The sequence below is a fragment of the Natrarchaeobaculum sulfurireducens genome (genome assembly GCF_003430825.1).
Classification (GTDB): Archaea; Halobacteriota; Halobacteria; order Halobacteriales; family Natrialbaceae; genus Natrarchaeobaculum; species Natrarchaeobaculum sulfurireducens.
In genome coordinates, this window is the sequence record NZ_CP024047.1 from 301,406 (window position 1) to 316,512 (window position 15,107).

Consider the following 15,107-nt stretch of genomic DNA (forward strand, 5'->3'; position numbering starts at 1 on the left):
CACGGAGCACCCGACGCTACTCGTCGTCGTCGCCGTCAGTGCCGTCATCATCGCTATCGTCGCCAGTCTCGCTGTCATCATCGTCGTTCTCGTCATCGTCCTCGTCGTCAGCCTCGAGTTCGTCGGCGACGTCCTCGAGCGTGAACGTCGTCTCGACGGGCTCGTCGTCGTGTTCGATCGTCGTCGCCGCGTCGGGATCCGCGGGGTCGCCTTCGTAGAGGGCCGCCCGCAGTTCGTCGTCGTCTTCGACGGTGGCGTTCTCGTCGAACTCGACGGTGACGTTCTCATGGTCGCCGGTCTCGAGTTGCTCGCTCGTGCCGAGGCGGTCGTCGGTCTCGTTGTCGTAGACAGCGACGAACCCTTCGGCGGGGATCGCGACGTTGGCGGTCACCGAGTCGTCGTCCGCGTCGACGACGTCGACGGACGGATCGGTGTGGAACTCGAGGTCGACCGTCTCGAGCGCGCCGTCGCCGGCGGTGTAGACGCCAACGGTCCGTTCGCCGGAGTCGAGCGAACGCGTGTCGATCTGGGCACTGGCCTCCTGGGACTCGCCGGGCTCGAGGTCGAGCGTCTGCTGTTCGACGAGTTCGCCGTCGATCCGGAACTCGACGGGCTGTTGGATCTCGAGGTCGGTCGGATTCTCGATCTCGGCGACGACCGTGATCGTCTCGTTCGTCGTCGCCGTCGCGGGCGCGTCGACGGATTCGACGGCAAAGGAGTCGAGCATCGGATCGTCGTCGTCCTCGCTGGTGACGGTCGCCGTGTCGCTTACTGGGAAGCCGTCAGCGAGGTACGGATGATCTTCCTCGCCGTCGGTTTCGTCGTAGGCAAACGTCTCGTCGTTGGTCGTGTCCTGATGAACCGTCGCGGTGAGGCTGCCGAGCAGTTCGGGGCCCTCTTCGTCCTGTTCGACGGTAACGCTCTCGTGTGTCCCCTCGCCGAGATACGCAGAAACCGCGAGTTCCTCGCCGTCGTCGTCGGTCAGGACGACGAAGCCACCGTCCGAGAGGGTCACCTCGTCGACGGCTACGACCGTTCCGTTCCCTTCCTGGTCCTCGAACGTGATCGACGCCTCGGGGTCTTCTTCCACGCCGAAGATGGCGGGTGCCTGTCCGATGAGTATGCCAGCGGCCAGGACGATCGCGATCGCTAGCAAGATTGCGACGAGTCGCTTGATGGTTCCCAGGATCGATCTCGAGCTCATTGGGGGGTCGGTGCCGATACCGACTGTACGACCTCGAGGGTTCTAAACGCGTCGTCCGTTCGCACGGTCGGCTAACTCGACTGGTTCGCTGACGAACGCGCTGCGTCGTCGCTCGAGGTGGCGGCCTCGGTACCGATACCGACCGTACGACCTCGGCCGATCGAAGCGGGTTTAGTCACGCGTCGTCGAACACGTATCGATGCCACTGTGCGTGACGTTTCTGGGGACGGCCGGTGCGGTTCCGACGACCGAGCGGAACCCGAGCGGACTCTTCGTCGCCAGGGGGGGTGACCAGTTGTTGTTCGATGCCGGTGAAGGGACCCAGCGCCAGATGATGCGTTTCGGAACTGGATTTTCGATCTCACACCTGTTCGTCACGCACCTCCACGGCGACCACGTCTTCGGGATTCCCGGCCTGTTGCAGACGATGGCGTTCAACGACCGCGAGGAACCGCTGTCGATCCACACGCCGTCCGGCACGCGTCGGAAGATCCGGGAACTCGTCACCGCACTCGACAACAGCCCCTCGTTTCCCGTCCACGTCACCGAAGTCGGCGACGGTGACGTCCCCTATCGCGGCGACGAGTACGAGGTCCGGGCGTTCGAGACCGACCACGACACCCGCTCGGTCGGCTACGCGCTCGTCGAGGACGACCGTAAGGGCCGGTTCGACCGCGAGCGCGCCGAGGAACTCGGCGTCCCCGTCGGGCCGAAGTTCTCGCGGCTCCACGAGGGTGAGCCAGTCGAACTCGAGGACGGCACCGTCGTCCGCCCCGACCAGGTCGTCGGCGAGCCTCGGCCCGGCCGATCGATCGTTTACACGGGCGACACCCGGCCGACCGTCAGCACGATCGAAGTCGCCGACGAACCCGATCTGTTGATCCACGATGCGACCTTCGCCGACGACGGGACCGACCGCGCGGCGGAGACGGCCCACTCGACCGCCCGCGGGGCTGCCGAGATCGCCGCTCGAGCGGGCGCGAAACGGCTCGCGCTGGTACACCTCTCCTCGCGCTACGCCGGCTATACGGACGACCATGTTTCCCAGGCCCGCGAGGGCTTCGACGGCCGGGTGTTCGTCCCCGACGACGGCCACGAACTCGAGGTTCCGTACCCGAACGCCGAGGAATAACGGCCCGTCTGCGGACCCGTGGTCGGATTCGTCCCGGACCGATGCTCGGTGACGAGGGTTACTCGTTGACCGCGTCGGCTTTCGGGAGCGTGGCCGTCGCCGTCGTTCCGGCGTCGGTCACCTCGAAGGTCAACTCACCGCCTGATTTCTCGATCACCCAGTCGGTCAGCCAGAGCCCAGCGCCGCTGCCGTGTTCGAGGGCCGACTCCGAGCGGTTACGCAGCGCCTCGAGTTCGTCGGCCGGGATGCCGGGACCGTTGTCTTCGATCGTCGTCTGAATCGTTTCGTCTCGCTCGGTTATCGTCACCTCGACTCGCGGCTCGTCCCGTTCTGCATGGACGATCGCGTTCTCGAGGAGGTTCGCGACGGCGCTTTGCAATTCTGGATGGGCCGTAACCCAGGCCTCGCCGGGACCGACACACGTCGCGTCCACGTCGGGACAGGCCGCCTCGAGTGCCGCGACGGTCTCGGTCAGAATCGAACGCAGGTCGTGGACGGATCGCTCGTGGCTGGTACCGAGGACGTTCTCGATACGCCGGGCTTTCTGACTCGTCCGCTCGAGTTCGTCCGCCCGTTCGACGATCGTCTCGGCGTACTGTCTCGCCCGCGCTGGATCCGTCTCCCCGTCGGCGATCTCTTCGGCGTAGCCACGAATGTACTGCAGTTCGGTCCGAAGGTTGTGCCGAAGCACGCGCGAGAACAACTGTTGTAAGAGTTCGAACTCCTGTTGTCTCGTTTTGAGCGACGTGATGTCACGCAGCATGAGGATCGTTCCGACGTCGTTCGAATCGATCGACAGCGGCGTCACCGTCAGGGAGACGTGTCTGACCTGGCCGCTATCGACGATGCTGAGTTCCGTCTCGAACTCCCGGCGGCTCTCGAGGCGCTCGAGCAGCGAGGGATGGTCCGAAAACAGCGTCGCCACTCGCATCCCGAGGACGTCCTCGTCGACGTCGAACAGATCGGTTGCGGCCTCGTTGACGTCGGCGACGTGGCCGGTGGCGTCGACGACGACCAGCGCGTCCGGGATGGTCTCGACCGCGTTTCGCCTGGCAACTGGGACGAGAGTGAACAGTCGGTATCGAAAGACAGCGGCGGTCCACAGCGATGCGGTGACGAGGAACCCGAACGGCCCGGGATCGACGTACGCCGGGAGGGGTACCTCGACGGTGAACCCGAGGGCGGCGACTGCGGCGACGACGAAGCCGACAAACAGGATCAGTGTCTGTCGTCGATGAATGCCGGACGAGCGAACGGCGTCGGCGAGTAAAAGCGCAACTCCACCGAGCCCGAGGACGGCGTAGTTGTACGTCGTGTGTACGTAAAACCACCATCCGTGCTCGACTTCGAGCGCCCCGATACCCGTGACCGTTGTCGTCGGGTGGACGACGAGGTGATGCCACGTGTTGGTCGCGTACAACACCTGCGTCAGCAACGGGATCGCGAACAGGAGACTCCAGCCGAGATAGCCGAGTCGGAGCCGACGGCGGCGGGTGTACTCGAGGGCGATGACGGCCCAGCCGATCGCTATGAGGTTCGCCGCGAACAGACGGAGTCCCCAGAGACCCCGAAAGGTCGTTTCGGTGGGGTGGACGATGATGAGGCCCGACGCGAGGTTCCAGAAGAAAAATCCCACGAGCGTCACGCTCAGTCCGCGTGAGCCGGGCGTGTGGCTATGTCGATGTGCGAGCCACAACATCGTTGCGATGGGAAAACAGGTCGCGACCACTATCGACCCCGCCACCGCCTGTCCTGTATTCATTGATTCGCTGTCACCGATTCCAGCAGCCGTCGACGCATCCGACCCCGTAGGTATCAAACGAGTACAATTTCTTATAAGTAGTATGGCCGATAGGTGGGTCAACTATACTGGCCACTGCACGTCAGTGTGCACATCGTTGCAGTTGTTGTGTGGTGTCATAGAACAAGTAGTACACCAAAGAGCAGGGTGAACGCTGAGGTGGATGAGTTCACCGACCCTGCAAGATGATCCTAAAGAACTGAACAACACAGACGTCTGGCTTAGCTGTGGATTCGATCGACCGCCGTCCAGAGACCCGGTCGATCGCTTCCTCACTGACCTCGAACACGTAATCGACGAGGGCTTCGACGTGACCCACTCTATCGATTCGACAGACGTGAGGACGATGCCAGCCGGTCAAGATGCGTCGAAATGCTACGATCAAACGGCTGAAGGGAACTCCTCTATCATATCGGTAGGCTCGAGTTCGCGTCGGATTTATACCTGACTCGGCCCTAGGGCCGGTCGTGAGCACGCGAACGAGTGCGCTTGATGCAGTCGTTTTCGGGGTCGACGTCCAGAGCGGTGACGTGCGTGGCGATGCGCCCTCCTACGCGCTCGTCGTCCTCGAGGGTGAGGACGTCAGGCGGGATGTCGTCTCTCACCGGAAGCTCAGGCGACTGATCGATGACGAGAAGCCAGCCATCGTCGCGACGGACAACATGTACGAGCTGGCCGCCGACAAGGACCAGCTCGTCCACTTTCTTGGCTCGTTACCAACCGAGACGATGCTCGTTCAGGTGACCGGTGACGAACGACCTGAACCGCTCTCGCGCGTCGCGAGACGCCACGGCATCCCCTACGGCAAGGAGCCGATGAAAGAAGCCGAGGCTGCAGCGCGACTGGCCGCCCACAACGTCGGGTACGAGGTCTCCGCGTTTACCGACACGACCACCGTCAAGGTCTCGAGGGGCCGGTCGACCGGCAGCGGCGGCTGGAGCGAGGATCGGTTCACCCGGCGCATCCACGGCTCGGTCAAAAAGCGCGCCCGCGAGGTCGAGTCGGAACTCGAGCGGGTGAACCTCGAGTACGACGTCGAGATCCGCGAGGCCTACGGCGGCTATGCGAACGCCGTCTTCACCGTCGAGGCTCGGCCGGCCGACATCCCGGTCTCGCGAAATCGGTCGGGCGACGTCCGCGTCGAGATCGAACGCGAACGACGCGACGGGATCGAGTTCCGCCCGCTCGCGAAACGCCACGACCACGTCGTCGTCGGCATCGATCCGGGGACGACGACCGCCGTTTCCATCGTCAGTCTCGAGGGCGAAGTGTTAGACGTCTTTAGCTCGCGTACGACCGATACGGCCGCAGTGATCGAGTGGATCGTCGAACGGGGCCGTCCGATCATCGTTGCGGCGGACGTGACGCCGATGCCCGAGACGGTCGAAAAGTTCCGCCGGAGCTTCGACGCCGCGGGCTGGACGCCCGAGCGCGACCTCCCGATCGACGAGAAACAACACCGGACCCGCGACCACCCATACGACGATGACCACCAGCGCGATGCAATGGCCGCGGCGCTGTACGCCTTCGACGCGCACGAAGACCAGTTCGGCCGGATCGACGCCAAACTCCCGGCCGGGATCGACCGCGGCGAAGTCATCGCCCGCGTCGTCGCCGGCGAGGAGAGCGTTGAAGCCGTCCGCAGGGATCTCGAGGACGACGACGAACCCGAAGCTGAATCCACTCAGCCGGAACCGCGCGAACTCACCGCCGAAGAACGGCGTATCCGGGACCTCGAGCGACAGGTCGAACGCCTCCAGTCACACGTCTCGACGCTCGAGGGCCGACTCGAAGACCGAGACGACCGGATCGATGAACTCGAGGGCGAACTCGAGGCGAGTCGCCGGAAAGAACGCAAGGAAGTCCGCCGAAACCGCGAGGTGACCCGCTACCGTCGGAAGGCCGAACGCCTCGAGTACGAACGCGATGAGGCCCGTGAGACGGTCGAGGCGCTCGAGGAGAAAGTCGATCGGATGAAAGCCCTGTGGAAGCTCGATCACTCGAACTTCAGCGACGTCTCGGCGAAAAAAGAGGGGCTCGTGCCGGTCAAAGTCGTCGAGAAGTTCACGAAGGGGGCGCTCCGTGAAGCCGACGAACAGTACGGGATCGCCACTGGTGACGTTGTTTATCTGCGTGATGCGAGCGGCGCGGGTCGGTCGACCGCGGAGTTACTCGCCGGATTCGAGCCACGGGTCGTCCTCAAAGACGGCGGGCTTTCGGAGATCGCGGACGAACTCCTCTTCGAGAACGAGATTCCGGTCGGTCCGGCTGGTGACGTGGCGATGCAGGAAGTCGACGAGCTCGCGGTGGCCCGCGAGGACGACGTCGAGGCCGTAATCGACGACTGGCGCGAGCAAGCGAAAAAACGGGAACTGGACCGCAAAGCCGCGATGGTCGATCAACTCATCAGTGAACACCGGGCCGGTAACAACGAAGTCTGAATCCGCTCGCGAGGATCACAGACGTCAGACTGACAGCACGGTGGATGGCAGATGGGATGGTTCGATCAGAACAGCCCCCACTGGCTGAGCAGTCCGGAGACGAGCGAGCGAACAGCCAGCCCCAATCCGGCGATAGCGAGCGCCAGTCCGGCAGCGATCACGAGGTTCTCGTAGGCGATCAGGCCGATGCCAGCGAGCAACATGACGATCCCGATGATACCCAGTGGACCGAGATTTCGTAACATACCCAGGGGTGTCGAGGCGAGCGAAATAAACCACGTGGTTCAGCGGTGTCGGAAGCTGCCGTTGGCGCCGACAACTGCTGGCGACCGACCCAACTCGATCGATAAAGCATTAATGTGGTCGGAATCGAACGCTGGCGCATGGGCAATGACGGCAAAGGCGGTCGCAAGAACCTCCGGATGCCCGAAGACGACGAGGTCTTCGCGACCGTCACGGATATGCTCGGAGCGAATCGGGTGAAGGTACGCTGTGCCGACGGACAAGAACGTACGGCACGCATCCCCGGAAAGATGCAAAAGCGCGTCTGGATACGCGAGGACGACGTCGTCCTCGTCTCCCCGTGGGATTGGCAGGACGAAAAAGCCGATATTACCTGGCGATACGAAAAAGCCGACGCCGACCAGCTACGACGGGAAGGACACATTCAGTAGCTCGTCACTCACCTCTTTTCAATCGAACGTCGACGACGGCCCGCTCTCCGTCGCGGCGACGAGCCGTTCGATCTCGGCGGCGATTTCGTCGACCCGTTGGGACTGTCGATCAGTCGCCGCCTCGATCGAGTCGGTCGCCCTGGCTATCTCGGTCGCGCCGTCGAGGGCGTTATCGGCCATCCCAGCGACCACTTCTGTACTCGCCGCTAAGTCGTCGGTCGCTGCGGCGACCTCTTCGGTGCCGTTGCTCGCCTCCTTGACGGTCGATTCGATCTCCTGGAGACTCGAGACCGTCTCCGAGACGTGGTCAACGCCGCGCGAGACCGCTTCGTTTGCGTCCTCGAGACTGTCGACGGTCGATTCGGTATCGTCTTGAATTGCCGACACCATTCGCTCGATCGTTGTGGCTTCTTCCTGGGATTCCTCGGCGAGGGATTTGACCTCGTTCGCGACGACGGCGAAGCCATCGCCAGCTTCCCCGGCAGTGGCCGCCTCGATCGAGGCGTTGAGCGCGAGCAGGTTCGTCTGGTCGGCGATATCGTTGATGACGGCGACGATTTCGTCGATTCGCTCGACGCTGTCGCGTAGTTCGTCGACGGTTTCGGTGACGTCGTCGGTGCGAGCGGCCACCTGTTCCATTTCGTCGATCGCTTCTTCTGCGGTTTCCGTCGCCCGCGTCGCTGACTGTTCGGCATCTTCGGTGGTTGCACTCACCTCCTCTGCGGTCGAGGCGATCTCTTCGACGGTCGCGCTCAGACTCGAGACTTCGGCGGCCGTCTCGCTCATCGACTCGGTCTGTTCGGCCGCCAGTCCTTCGATAGTCGCAGTCTCGTCGTTGACCGCGGCCGACGCCTCGCGGAGGTCTTCGAGCGAGTCGTCGACGGATTCGACTACCTCACGCTGTTGTTTGAGCCGTTCGCTATCCTTACTGTAGGAGTGAAGATAGGTGTCGTTGACGACCTGCATGTCGAGGTTCGTCCCGCGGATCACCGCCGCCATGTCGGCGAACCCCTCCTCGATTGCGTCGGTGACGTCGTCCGCCGCGTCGTCGCCGTCGGTCCCCTCGAGTGCGGCCGTCGCCTGCTCGAGCGTTCGATCGCGAAGGGCCTCGAGGAACGCGACCGAGATATTCGCGAACATTCCGCCGAAGTAGTACAGCGGCATCTCGAGGCGGTCGTGGAGCCGTCCGATCCGCGTCCGATGCGTGTAGTATCGCTGGTCGTAGGTGCCGCCGGTTAACGTCTCGAGGTACCCTTCGACGATCCGTCGAATCGCCTGGAGATCCCGCGGTGATCGATCCAGAATCGCTGCCGTTCGCTGGTTCTCGGTAATCGGTTCGAGGAACGCGTCGACGAGGTCGTCACGGTTCGCGCCCACGACGTCGTTGAGCGCCTCGAGCCGACGTTTGTCTTCGTGGGTGAAGTCGACGAACGACTGTCGCCACCGAACGTTCGACTCGGTCAGGCCGAGTTCGTCGACGAGGCGGTCGGCCTCGTAATCCATCCCGATTGATTCCCCCGGTGCCACCGACGCCCCTGGTTCTGGGACCTCCATGCGGTTCCGTGCGAAGGTGCCCTTGAAAAGTGTACTGGCTAGATGCTCCTACTCGTACACTTCGAGTTCTGAGGTGGCGAATTAACGAAACAGGTCCGCCCAGTGCCGTGGGGTCGACGCGCCGATCCTTACAACCTGGCGACGTCCTCGATGGCGTCGGTCAGTTCCTCGATCGACTCGAGGTCGTGTTCGCCCATGTGGCCGATACGGAACGTCTGCTCGCCGAGTTGCGAGCCGTAGCCGTTCGAGAAGACGAAGTCGTACTCCTCGCTGACAGCGTCGATCGTCTCGGCGACGTCGATCCCCTGGGTGTTCTCGATACAGCTGACCGTCTGGGATTCATAGCCCGTTTCGGGGAACATCTCGAAGTGTTCACGGGCCCACTCCTGGGTGTACTCGGCCATCTCGCGGTGGCGTGTGTCGCGGGCTTCGTGACCTTCCTCGAGCATGTGTTTCATTTGCGTGCGGTAGGCGAGCATGACCGGGATGGCGGGCGTCGAGTGGGTCTGGCCCTTTCGGTCGTAGTAGTCGAGACAACGCTGGAAGCCGCCGTACCACGAGGCGGTGTCTTTCTCGAGTTCGCGTTCGTAGGCGTCGTCGCTGACGACGCAGACGGCGAGCCCAGGCGGCATCGCGAACGCCTTCTGCGTCGACGTGAAGATGACGTCGATGTTGTGCTCGTCGATGTCGACGTAGTCGCCACCGAGTGCGGAGACGGCGTCGACGACGAAGTAGGTGTCCGGGTACTCGGCGACGACGTCACCGATCTCCTCGATGGGGTTGCGCACGCCCGTGGAACTCTCGTTCATGACGGTCGCAACGACGTCGTAGTGGGTGTCGCTCTCCTCGAGTTCCGCGCGGATGTCCTCGGGTTTGATCGCGTCGCCCCACTCGTACTCGAGGCGGTCGACGTTCTTGCCGAGTCGCTCGGCGACGTTGGCGTGGCGCTCGCTGAAGCTCCCACAGGTCGGAACGAGGATGTTCTCGTCGACGAGGTTGAGCGTCGAGGCCTCCCAGAACTCCGTCCCCGAGCCCGTGAGGATGATCACGTCGTTGTCGGTACCGAGGAACGTCTTGGTGTCCTCGACGATGGTCGTATAGAGGTCGGTCATCCGGTCCATCCGGTGGCCGAACATAGGCTCGCACATCGACTCGATCACGTCCTCACGTACCTCGGTCGGACCAGGGATGTACAGCTTCTTCTCGGGATAATTGTCAGTATACTCGCGTTTGTTGGTCACGTAAACCACCTGATAGCGTCCACTGGGTGGCGAGACGGTATGGTACTTTTGATGGCTCCAAGAACGAGAGGATAATCCCTGAACGATTCGGGGTGGCCGGTCAGTCGGCGCCCGTCCCGTGTGAGATACGACCCGACTCTCCCGTGTCGTACTCGCCGTGGACGTCGTCGCCGGCCAGGTACTGGTTCCCGTCGACGACGACGCCGCGTCCTGCCGTCGGGCGTCGCCGTGGCCCGTAGCCGATCATCGGACCGACCTGTCGCCACAGGACGTCGATCTTACACAGCGCGAAGCCGGCGACGATCAGCGCGAAGCCGGCGATCGTAGCGAGCGTGATCGTCTCGCCCAGCGCGGCCCAGCCGACGACCGCCGCCACGACCGGAACGGCGTAATTGACCAGACTCGCCTCGGTGGCACCCACCCGCTCGAGTAACAGGAAGTACGCCAGAAAGCCACCTGCGGTACTGACGACGCCGAGGTAGAGGAGTGCGGCGAGCGCGGACGGTGCCACCGCCCCGCCGAGCCCGCCCTCGGCGGGGTGGAGGATGCTCGCGCCGTGAAGGATCACCGCGCCAACGGTCATGGCCCAGGCCTGCAGTGAGACCATCGGCAGCGTTCGAGCGGTTCGCTCGAGCAGGACCGAGCCGACGACGAACACGATCACGGAGGCGAGCAGGAGGCCGATACCGACGAGGTGGCCGTCGAGCGAGCCGCCGGGGACGGCGATGACGACGATGCCTGCCAGGCCGACTGCGAGGCCGACGACGGCGGGTGCGCGAACTCGATAGCGGGGCAGGACCAGCAGGGCAACCGGCGGCGTGAGGATCGGAATCAGACTGGTGACGATCGCTGCGACGGCGCTCGAGACGTATGATTGGCCGACGAACAGGAACGCAAAGTGTGCGCCCACGAGAAGCACGCCAGCGACGGCGATGGCGGTCCAGTCACCGCTCGTTTGTGGCCGCCACTCGAGGCCGAGGGCGACGACAGCGCCGACGAACAGAAACGCAGCGACGTCGAACCGAAGCGCCGCAAAGAGCATCGGTGGCAGCGACTCGAGGCCGATCTCGATCGCGCTGAAGGCGGTCCCCCAGGCGATCGCGAGCGCGAGGAAGAGCAAGATGTCTCGCTTTGAAGTCATTGTCAGTTGGAAGGGAGGTGGGTATTTGTGTGTTGGGATCTCCCTGTTAGGGGGGCTGAGGAGTGTGTTTTAGGCGATAAGGGGTAGCATGGCACAACGAAAATCCAGGTGTGTCAATCAGTGTCTTGACAACGAATACTCACTCCTCTTTCGGCGAAAATCGATCGCTGGTCTCGTGGTCCGTGTTGGGACCTTCTGGCGTCGCCACCCGGTGCCCCGGTTTCCCCTCTTTGTCGCAAAAACGGTACTCCACTGTCGCAACTCCGGTGACTCGAGGACTCGACCGAACGAGGGGTTCAACTGGGCGAGAAAAGCGACCGATCGTCGCTACGTCCGGTTCGTTCCAGCGTGCTCGACGTCTCCTCGGAGAATCAAATGTTCGTCTGGATCGAGCAACGAGCCGTTTGCCGCGATTACGTCAGTGACCGAAAAACGCGACCGGTCAGAGAGGCTCCGATCCGATTATTCGACGACGAGGTCGCCGACCATCGTGGTGTCGTGGGGGTCACAGACGTACTGAGCCATCTCGCTGCTGGCCTCGAACTCGAGGATCTGATCGTCGTCGGCCTCGGAGACGAGTTCGGTCTGGAGGTCGTCGACGACCTCGCCGCCGTCGTCCCAGATCTCGATGTTGTGCTGGGAGCCGTCGCCGTCGGTCCAGCCGATCTCGTACTCTTCGCCTTCCTCGAGGATGAGGGTGGGGTTCTCTTCGCCTTCGATGTCGGCGGGTTCGATGCCTTCCCAGCCCTGGGTCAGGCCGGCAAACATGATCTGCGTGCCGGGCTCGATTTCGATGCCGTCGGCGTCGCCGTTTCCGTTGCCGTCGTCGTCGGCCGGCTCGTCACCGTTGTCATCGTCGTCGCTACATCCTGCGACGAGGGCAGTTGCGGCCGCAGCTCCGGTGAGCTTCATCGCGGTTCGGCGCGAGATCGCGTTGTCTCGTGTCATCGACGACAGGTAAGGTCCCTGCACATAAAAATAGATAGCCTTTTCGCCCGCATAGGCATGTATTACCATGACATAACTCGGTTTCCGGTCCGATGCCCGATCCTCTCTTTCGACCGGTTGCGCTCAGGCGTTCGGGTCGCTTCGTTCGACCCCTTCACTGGCTCCAAGCGACAGCCGGAGGAACGCGGGAACGGCGACGATGGCGATGGCGATTTCGAGGCCGCCGACGACGAGGAAGGCCAGATCGTAGCCGTAGTTGCTGGCGACGGTGCCGCCGACGAGGAACCCACCGAGAAAGCCCAGGCTCCCCGCAAAGTTGAAACCGGCCATCGCGACGCCGTGTTCGCGCTCGTCGGCGAGGTCAGTAACCAGTGCCATCGTCGCGGGGGCGACGAGCGCGCCGAGGACGCCGACGGCGATCATCGCCACGGCGGCGGTCATCACTGTCGGCGCAGCACCGACGGCGAGGATGCCGGCTCCGTAACACAGCGAGCCGACGACGATCGGGATCGTCCGGCCGATGCGATCCGACAGCATCCCCATCGGATACTGGAGAAGCGCAAACGGTGCGAAGAAACACGCGAGTAAGAGTCCGGTTGCGGCGGCGCCGATGCCGAACGTCGCCTGGAAGTAGAGCGTCCCGACCAGGGCGAAAAAGCCCGCCGTCATCCGGTCGACGAAGCCGAAAGCGTACGGAATCGACAGCGTTGGCCGTCCACGGACACCCTCGAGAACGGCTCGAGCCCGCCGCCGGGTACCGGGCGTTCGGTCCTCGAGTCGACTGACGAGGCCAGCGACGACGACGAGCAGGAACGTCGCGGCGACCAGCGGCGCGACCGGGTTGGCCTCCGTGAGTTGGCCGCCGGCCGGCGCACCCAGCGCCGCTCCGAGGCCGATCGCGATGCCGGCGGCCCCCATGTTTCGGCCGTGGCCGCCCTCCAGATCCATCAGCATCGTGATCGTCAGCGAGAACGCGCCGATAGTCATCGCTCCCTGAAGGAATCGAAGGACCAGTACGCCTTCGAACGGGATCGAGCCGATCGTCGGCACCAGCGCGAGGCTCGCATAGCCAACCGCGCCGGCCAGCGCGCCGACGACAATGAGCGGGGTTCGTCGCCCCGTAACGTCGCTGAGCGTCCCCCAGACACCCACGAACGTCACGTAGCCAACGAACTCGGCGACGAGAAACCACATACTCGCATCCAGGGCGGTCTCGGCGAACGGGGACGCCGTCGCGTCCGCCCCCAGCGTTTCGACGAGCGTCGCGATGCCCGGATAGAGCAACAACTGCGAAAAGAGAACGGCGAAAACGACCGCCGCAAGCACGATCCGGTCACGATCACTCGAGTGCACGGACAGGCCTACGGACCGGGACCCTAAGAACTCGTTCGTCTCGGATGAGGGGTCCCGAAATCTGCCGATCGCGTACCGACGGCCCGGCGTGTGCCGAGGGTTGGGAAAAAGCGTGACACGCTCTGTGGGTGTCGATCGGTTCGTTCGGCGTCGCGATTCCATCCCGGTCGAACTGCCGGTCGCTTCCGGACCGTGACTGAGAGTCTATGGCAATATATGCGGTTTTTGCCGTTACTGAGACGCATATGAAGGTGGCGAAGTATGCATACTAAACATGAGCGACGACGCGAGCGACGGGACCACCGCCGACTCGGCCTGTCCCGGGTTCGGGACACGAAGCGTTCACGCCGGACAGCGTCCCGACCCGGAGACCGGAGCGAGGGCCCCGCCGCTCTATCAGACGACCTCCTACGTCTTCGAGGACGCCGACACCGCCGCCCGTCGGTACGCCCTCGAGGAGGAGGGCTACATCTACTCGCGCATCGCGAACCCCACGGTCCGGACGCTCGAAACCCGCCTGGCCGCACTCGAGGGCGGAACGGACGCCGTCGCGACGGCCAGCGGGCTGGCGGCGCTCGACGCCGCGACGCTCGTGCTCGCGAAGGCGGGCGAGAACGTGGTCTGTTCGACCGACACCTACGGCGGCACCACCGCCTACCTCTCGAAGACGGCCGCCCGCCGTGACATCGAAGCGCGGTTCGTCTCGACGCTCGAGTACGACGCCTACGAGGCGGCGATCGACGAGGACACCGCGTTCGTCCACGTCGAGACGATCGGCAACCCCTCGCTCGTCACGCCCGATTTCGAGCGACTCGCCGAAATCGCCCACGGCCACGGCGTCCCGCTCGTCGTCGACAACACGTTCGCGACGCCCGCGCTCTGTCGCCCGCTCGAACACGGCGCGGACGTCGTCTGGGAGTCGACGACGAAGTGGCTCCACGGCTCGGGAACGACCGTCGGCGGCGTCCTCGTCGACGGCGGTTCGTTCCCCTGGGGTGAGCACGGCTACGAGGAGATCGCCGGCCAGAACCACGCTTATCCCGACGTCGACTTCTCGCGTGACTTCCCCGAGGCCCCCTTCGCCGCCGCTGTCCGCTATCGCTCGCTGCGCAGCCTCGGTAACCAGCAGTCACCGTTCGACGCCTGGCAAACGCTTCAGGGACTCGAGTCGCTCCCCCTGCGGATGGACAGACACTGCGAGAACGCCGCGATCGTCGCCGATTATCTCGCCGACCACGACGACGTCGCCTGGGTTACCTACCCCGGGCTCGAGCGCCACCCGACCCACGAGAACGCCAGCCGATATCTCGCGGATTACGGCGGGATGATCGCGTTCGGGCTCGAGGCTGACGACGGCGGCTTCGAGGCCGGTCGACGGTTCTGCGAGGCGGTCGACCTCGCGTCGTTTCTCGCGAACATCGGCGACGCGAAGACGCTCGTCATCCATCCCGCGAGCACCACACACGGCCAGCTCACCGCCGAGGAACGGGCTGACGCCGGCGTGACCGACGATCTCGTCCGCCTCTCGGTCGGCATCGAAGACCCCGCGGACGTGCTGGCGGATCTCGAGGGAGCGATCGAGACGGCGACACGGGGGTCAAGCGGGGTGACACACTGA

12 protein-coding genes and 1 pseudogene are annotated in these 15,107 nt (G+C 64.0%); 5 read left to right on the top strand and 8 right to left on the bottom strand.

The window, feature by feature from the left end:
• Positions 1-16: 16 nt before the first annotated feature.
• Entirely contained in the window at positions 17-1,204 is a 1,188-nt protein-coding gene (locus AArc1_RS02765; protein WP_117362802.1) for a DUF7282 domain-containing protein, read from the bottom strand.
• A gap of 199 nt (positions 1,205-1,403) precedes the next feature.
• Between AArc1_RS02765 and rnz the strand changes: the two genes are divergently transcribed.
• A complete protein-coding gene (gene rnz, locus AArc1_RS02770; RefSeq protein ID WP_117362803.1) occupies positions 1,404-2,336 on the top strand; it encodes a ribonuclease Z in 933 nt (310 codons plus the stop codon).
• Positions 2,337-2,394: 58 nt separating this feature from the next.
• Here the strand turns inward: rnz and AArc1_RS02775 are convergent, their stop codons facing one another.
• Positions 2,395-4,098, bottom strand: a complete 1,704-nt coding sequence (locus tag AArc1_RS02775; protein WP_117362804.1) for a histidine kinase N-terminal 7TM domain-containing protein — start codon at positions 4,096-4,098, stop codon at positions 2,395-2,397.
• Between the two features lie 232 nt (positions 4,099-4,330).
• Between AArc1_RS02775 and AArc1_RS02780 the strand changes: the two are divergent.
• Positions 4,331-4,531, top strand: a pseudogene (locus AArc1_RS02780) (IS5/IS1182 family transposase); the annotation flags it as partial.
• Between the two features lie 73 nt (positions 4,532-4,604).
• Positions 4,605-6,578, top strand: coding sequence for a DUF460 domain-containing protein (locus AArc1_RS02785; RefSeq protein ID WP_117362805.1), 1,974 nt, complete (start codon positions 4,605-4,607; stop codon positions 6,576-6,578).
• Positions 6,579-6,643: 65 nt separating this feature from the next.
• On the opposite strand, the gene AArc1_RS02790 is transcribed toward AArc1_RS02785, so the two are convergent.
• A complete protein-coding gene (locus tag AArc1_RS02790) occupies positions 6,644-6,823 on the bottom strand; it encodes a DUF7470 family protein (RefSeq protein ID WP_117362806.1) in 180 nt (59 codons plus the stop codon).
• Positions 6,824-6,961: 138 nt separating this feature from the next.
• Between AArc1_RS02790 and eif1A the strand changes: the two genes are divergently transcribed.
• Positions 6,962-7,252 (top strand): translation initiation factor eIF-1A, encoded by a 291-nt coding sequence (gene eif1A / locus AArc1_RS02795; RefSeq protein ID WP_117362807.1) that lies wholly within the window; start codon positions 6,962-6,964, stop codon positions 7,250-7,252.
• 18 nt (positions 7,253-7,270) lie between these two features.
• On the opposite strand, the gene AArc1_RS02800 is transcribed toward eif1A, so the two are convergent.
• The 5 genes from AArc1_RS02800 to AArc1_RS02820 form a co-directional block, all read right to left on the bottom strand.
• Complete coding sequence (locus AArc1_RS02800; protein WP_117362808.1) at positions 7,271-8,806, bottom strand: globin-coupled sensor protein; 1,536 nt, start codon at positions 8,804-8,806, stop codon at positions 7,271-7,273.
• A gap of 128 nt (positions 8,807-8,934) precedes the next feature.
• A complete protein-coding gene (locus tag AArc1_RS02805; protein ID WP_117362809.1) occupies positions 8,935-10,047 on the bottom strand; it encodes a pyridoxal-phosphate-dependent aminotransferase family protein in 1,113 nt (370 codons plus the stop codon).
• A gap of 100 nt (positions 10,048-10,147) precedes the next feature.
• The gene (locus AArc1_RS02810) at positions 10,148-11,188 is read right to left on the bottom strand and encodes a DMT family transporter (RefSeq protein ID WP_117362810.1); all 1,041 of its coding nucleotides are present in this window, start codon (positions 11,186-11,188) and stop codon (positions 10,148-10,150) included.
• Positions 11,189-11,650: 462 nt separating this feature from the next.
• On the bottom strand, positions 11,651-12,136 hold the full coding sequence (locus AArc1_RS02815; protein ID WP_117362811.1) for a plastocyanin/azurin family copper-binding protein: 486 nt from the start codon (positions 12,134-12,136) through the stop codon (positions 11,651-11,653).
• Between the two features lie 123 nt (positions 12,137-12,259).
• Entirely contained in the window at positions 12,260-13,489 is a 1,230-nt protein-coding gene (locus AArc1_RS02820; RefSeq protein WP_117362812.1) for an MFS transporter, read from the bottom strand.
• Between the two features lie 274 nt (positions 13,490-13,763).
• Here AArc1_RS02820 and AArc1_RS02825 point away from each other — a divergent pair, with 274 nt between their 5' ends.
• Positions 13,764-15,107 carry an O-acetylhomoserine aminocarboxypropyltransferase/cysteine synthase family protein gene (locus AArc1_RS02825; RefSeq protein WP_117362813.1) on the top strand — a complete coding sequence of 448 codons (1,344 nt, stop codon included), beginning with the start codon at positions 13,764-13,766 and terminating at the stop codon, positions 15,105-15,107.

Bases quoted from the DNA above. Each gene is read 5' to 3' on its own strand.
- AArc1_RS02800 (WP_117362808.1), bottom strand. From the start codon at position 8,806: ATGGAGGTCCCAGAACCAGGGGCGTCGGTGGCACCGGGGGAATCAATC.
- eif1A (WP_117362807.1), top strand. From the start codon at position 6,962: ATGGGCAATGACGGCAAAGGCGGTCGCAAGAACCTCCGGATGCCCGAA.
- rnz (WP_117362803.1), top strand. From the start codon at position 1,404: ATGCCACTGTGCGTGACGTTTCTGGGGACGGCCGGTGCGGTTCCGACG.
- AArc1_RS02825 (WP_117362813.1), top strand. From the start codon at position 13,764: ATGAGCGACGACGCGAGCGACGGGACCACCGCCGACTCGGCCTGTCCC.
- AArc1_RS02765 (WP_117362802.1), bottom strand. From the start codon at position 1,204: ATGAGCTCGAGATCGATCCTGGGAACCATCAAGCGACTCGTCGCAATC.
- AArc1_RS02790 (WP_117362806.1), bottom strand. From the start codon at position 6,823: ATGTTACGAAATCTCGGTCCACTGGGTATCATCGGGATCGTCATGTTG.
- AArc1_RS02775 (WP_117362804.1), bottom strand. From the start codon at position 4,098: ATGAATACAGGACAGGCGGTGGCGGGGTCGATAGTGGTCGCGACCTGT.
- AArc1_RS02815 (WP_117362811.1), bottom strand. From the start codon at position 12,136: ATGACACGAGACAACGCGATCTCGCGCCGAACCGCGATGAAGCTCACC.
- AArc1_RS02810 (WP_117362810.1), bottom strand. From the start codon at position 11,188: ATGACTTCAAAGCGAGACATCTTGCTCTTCCTCGCGCTCGCGATCGCC.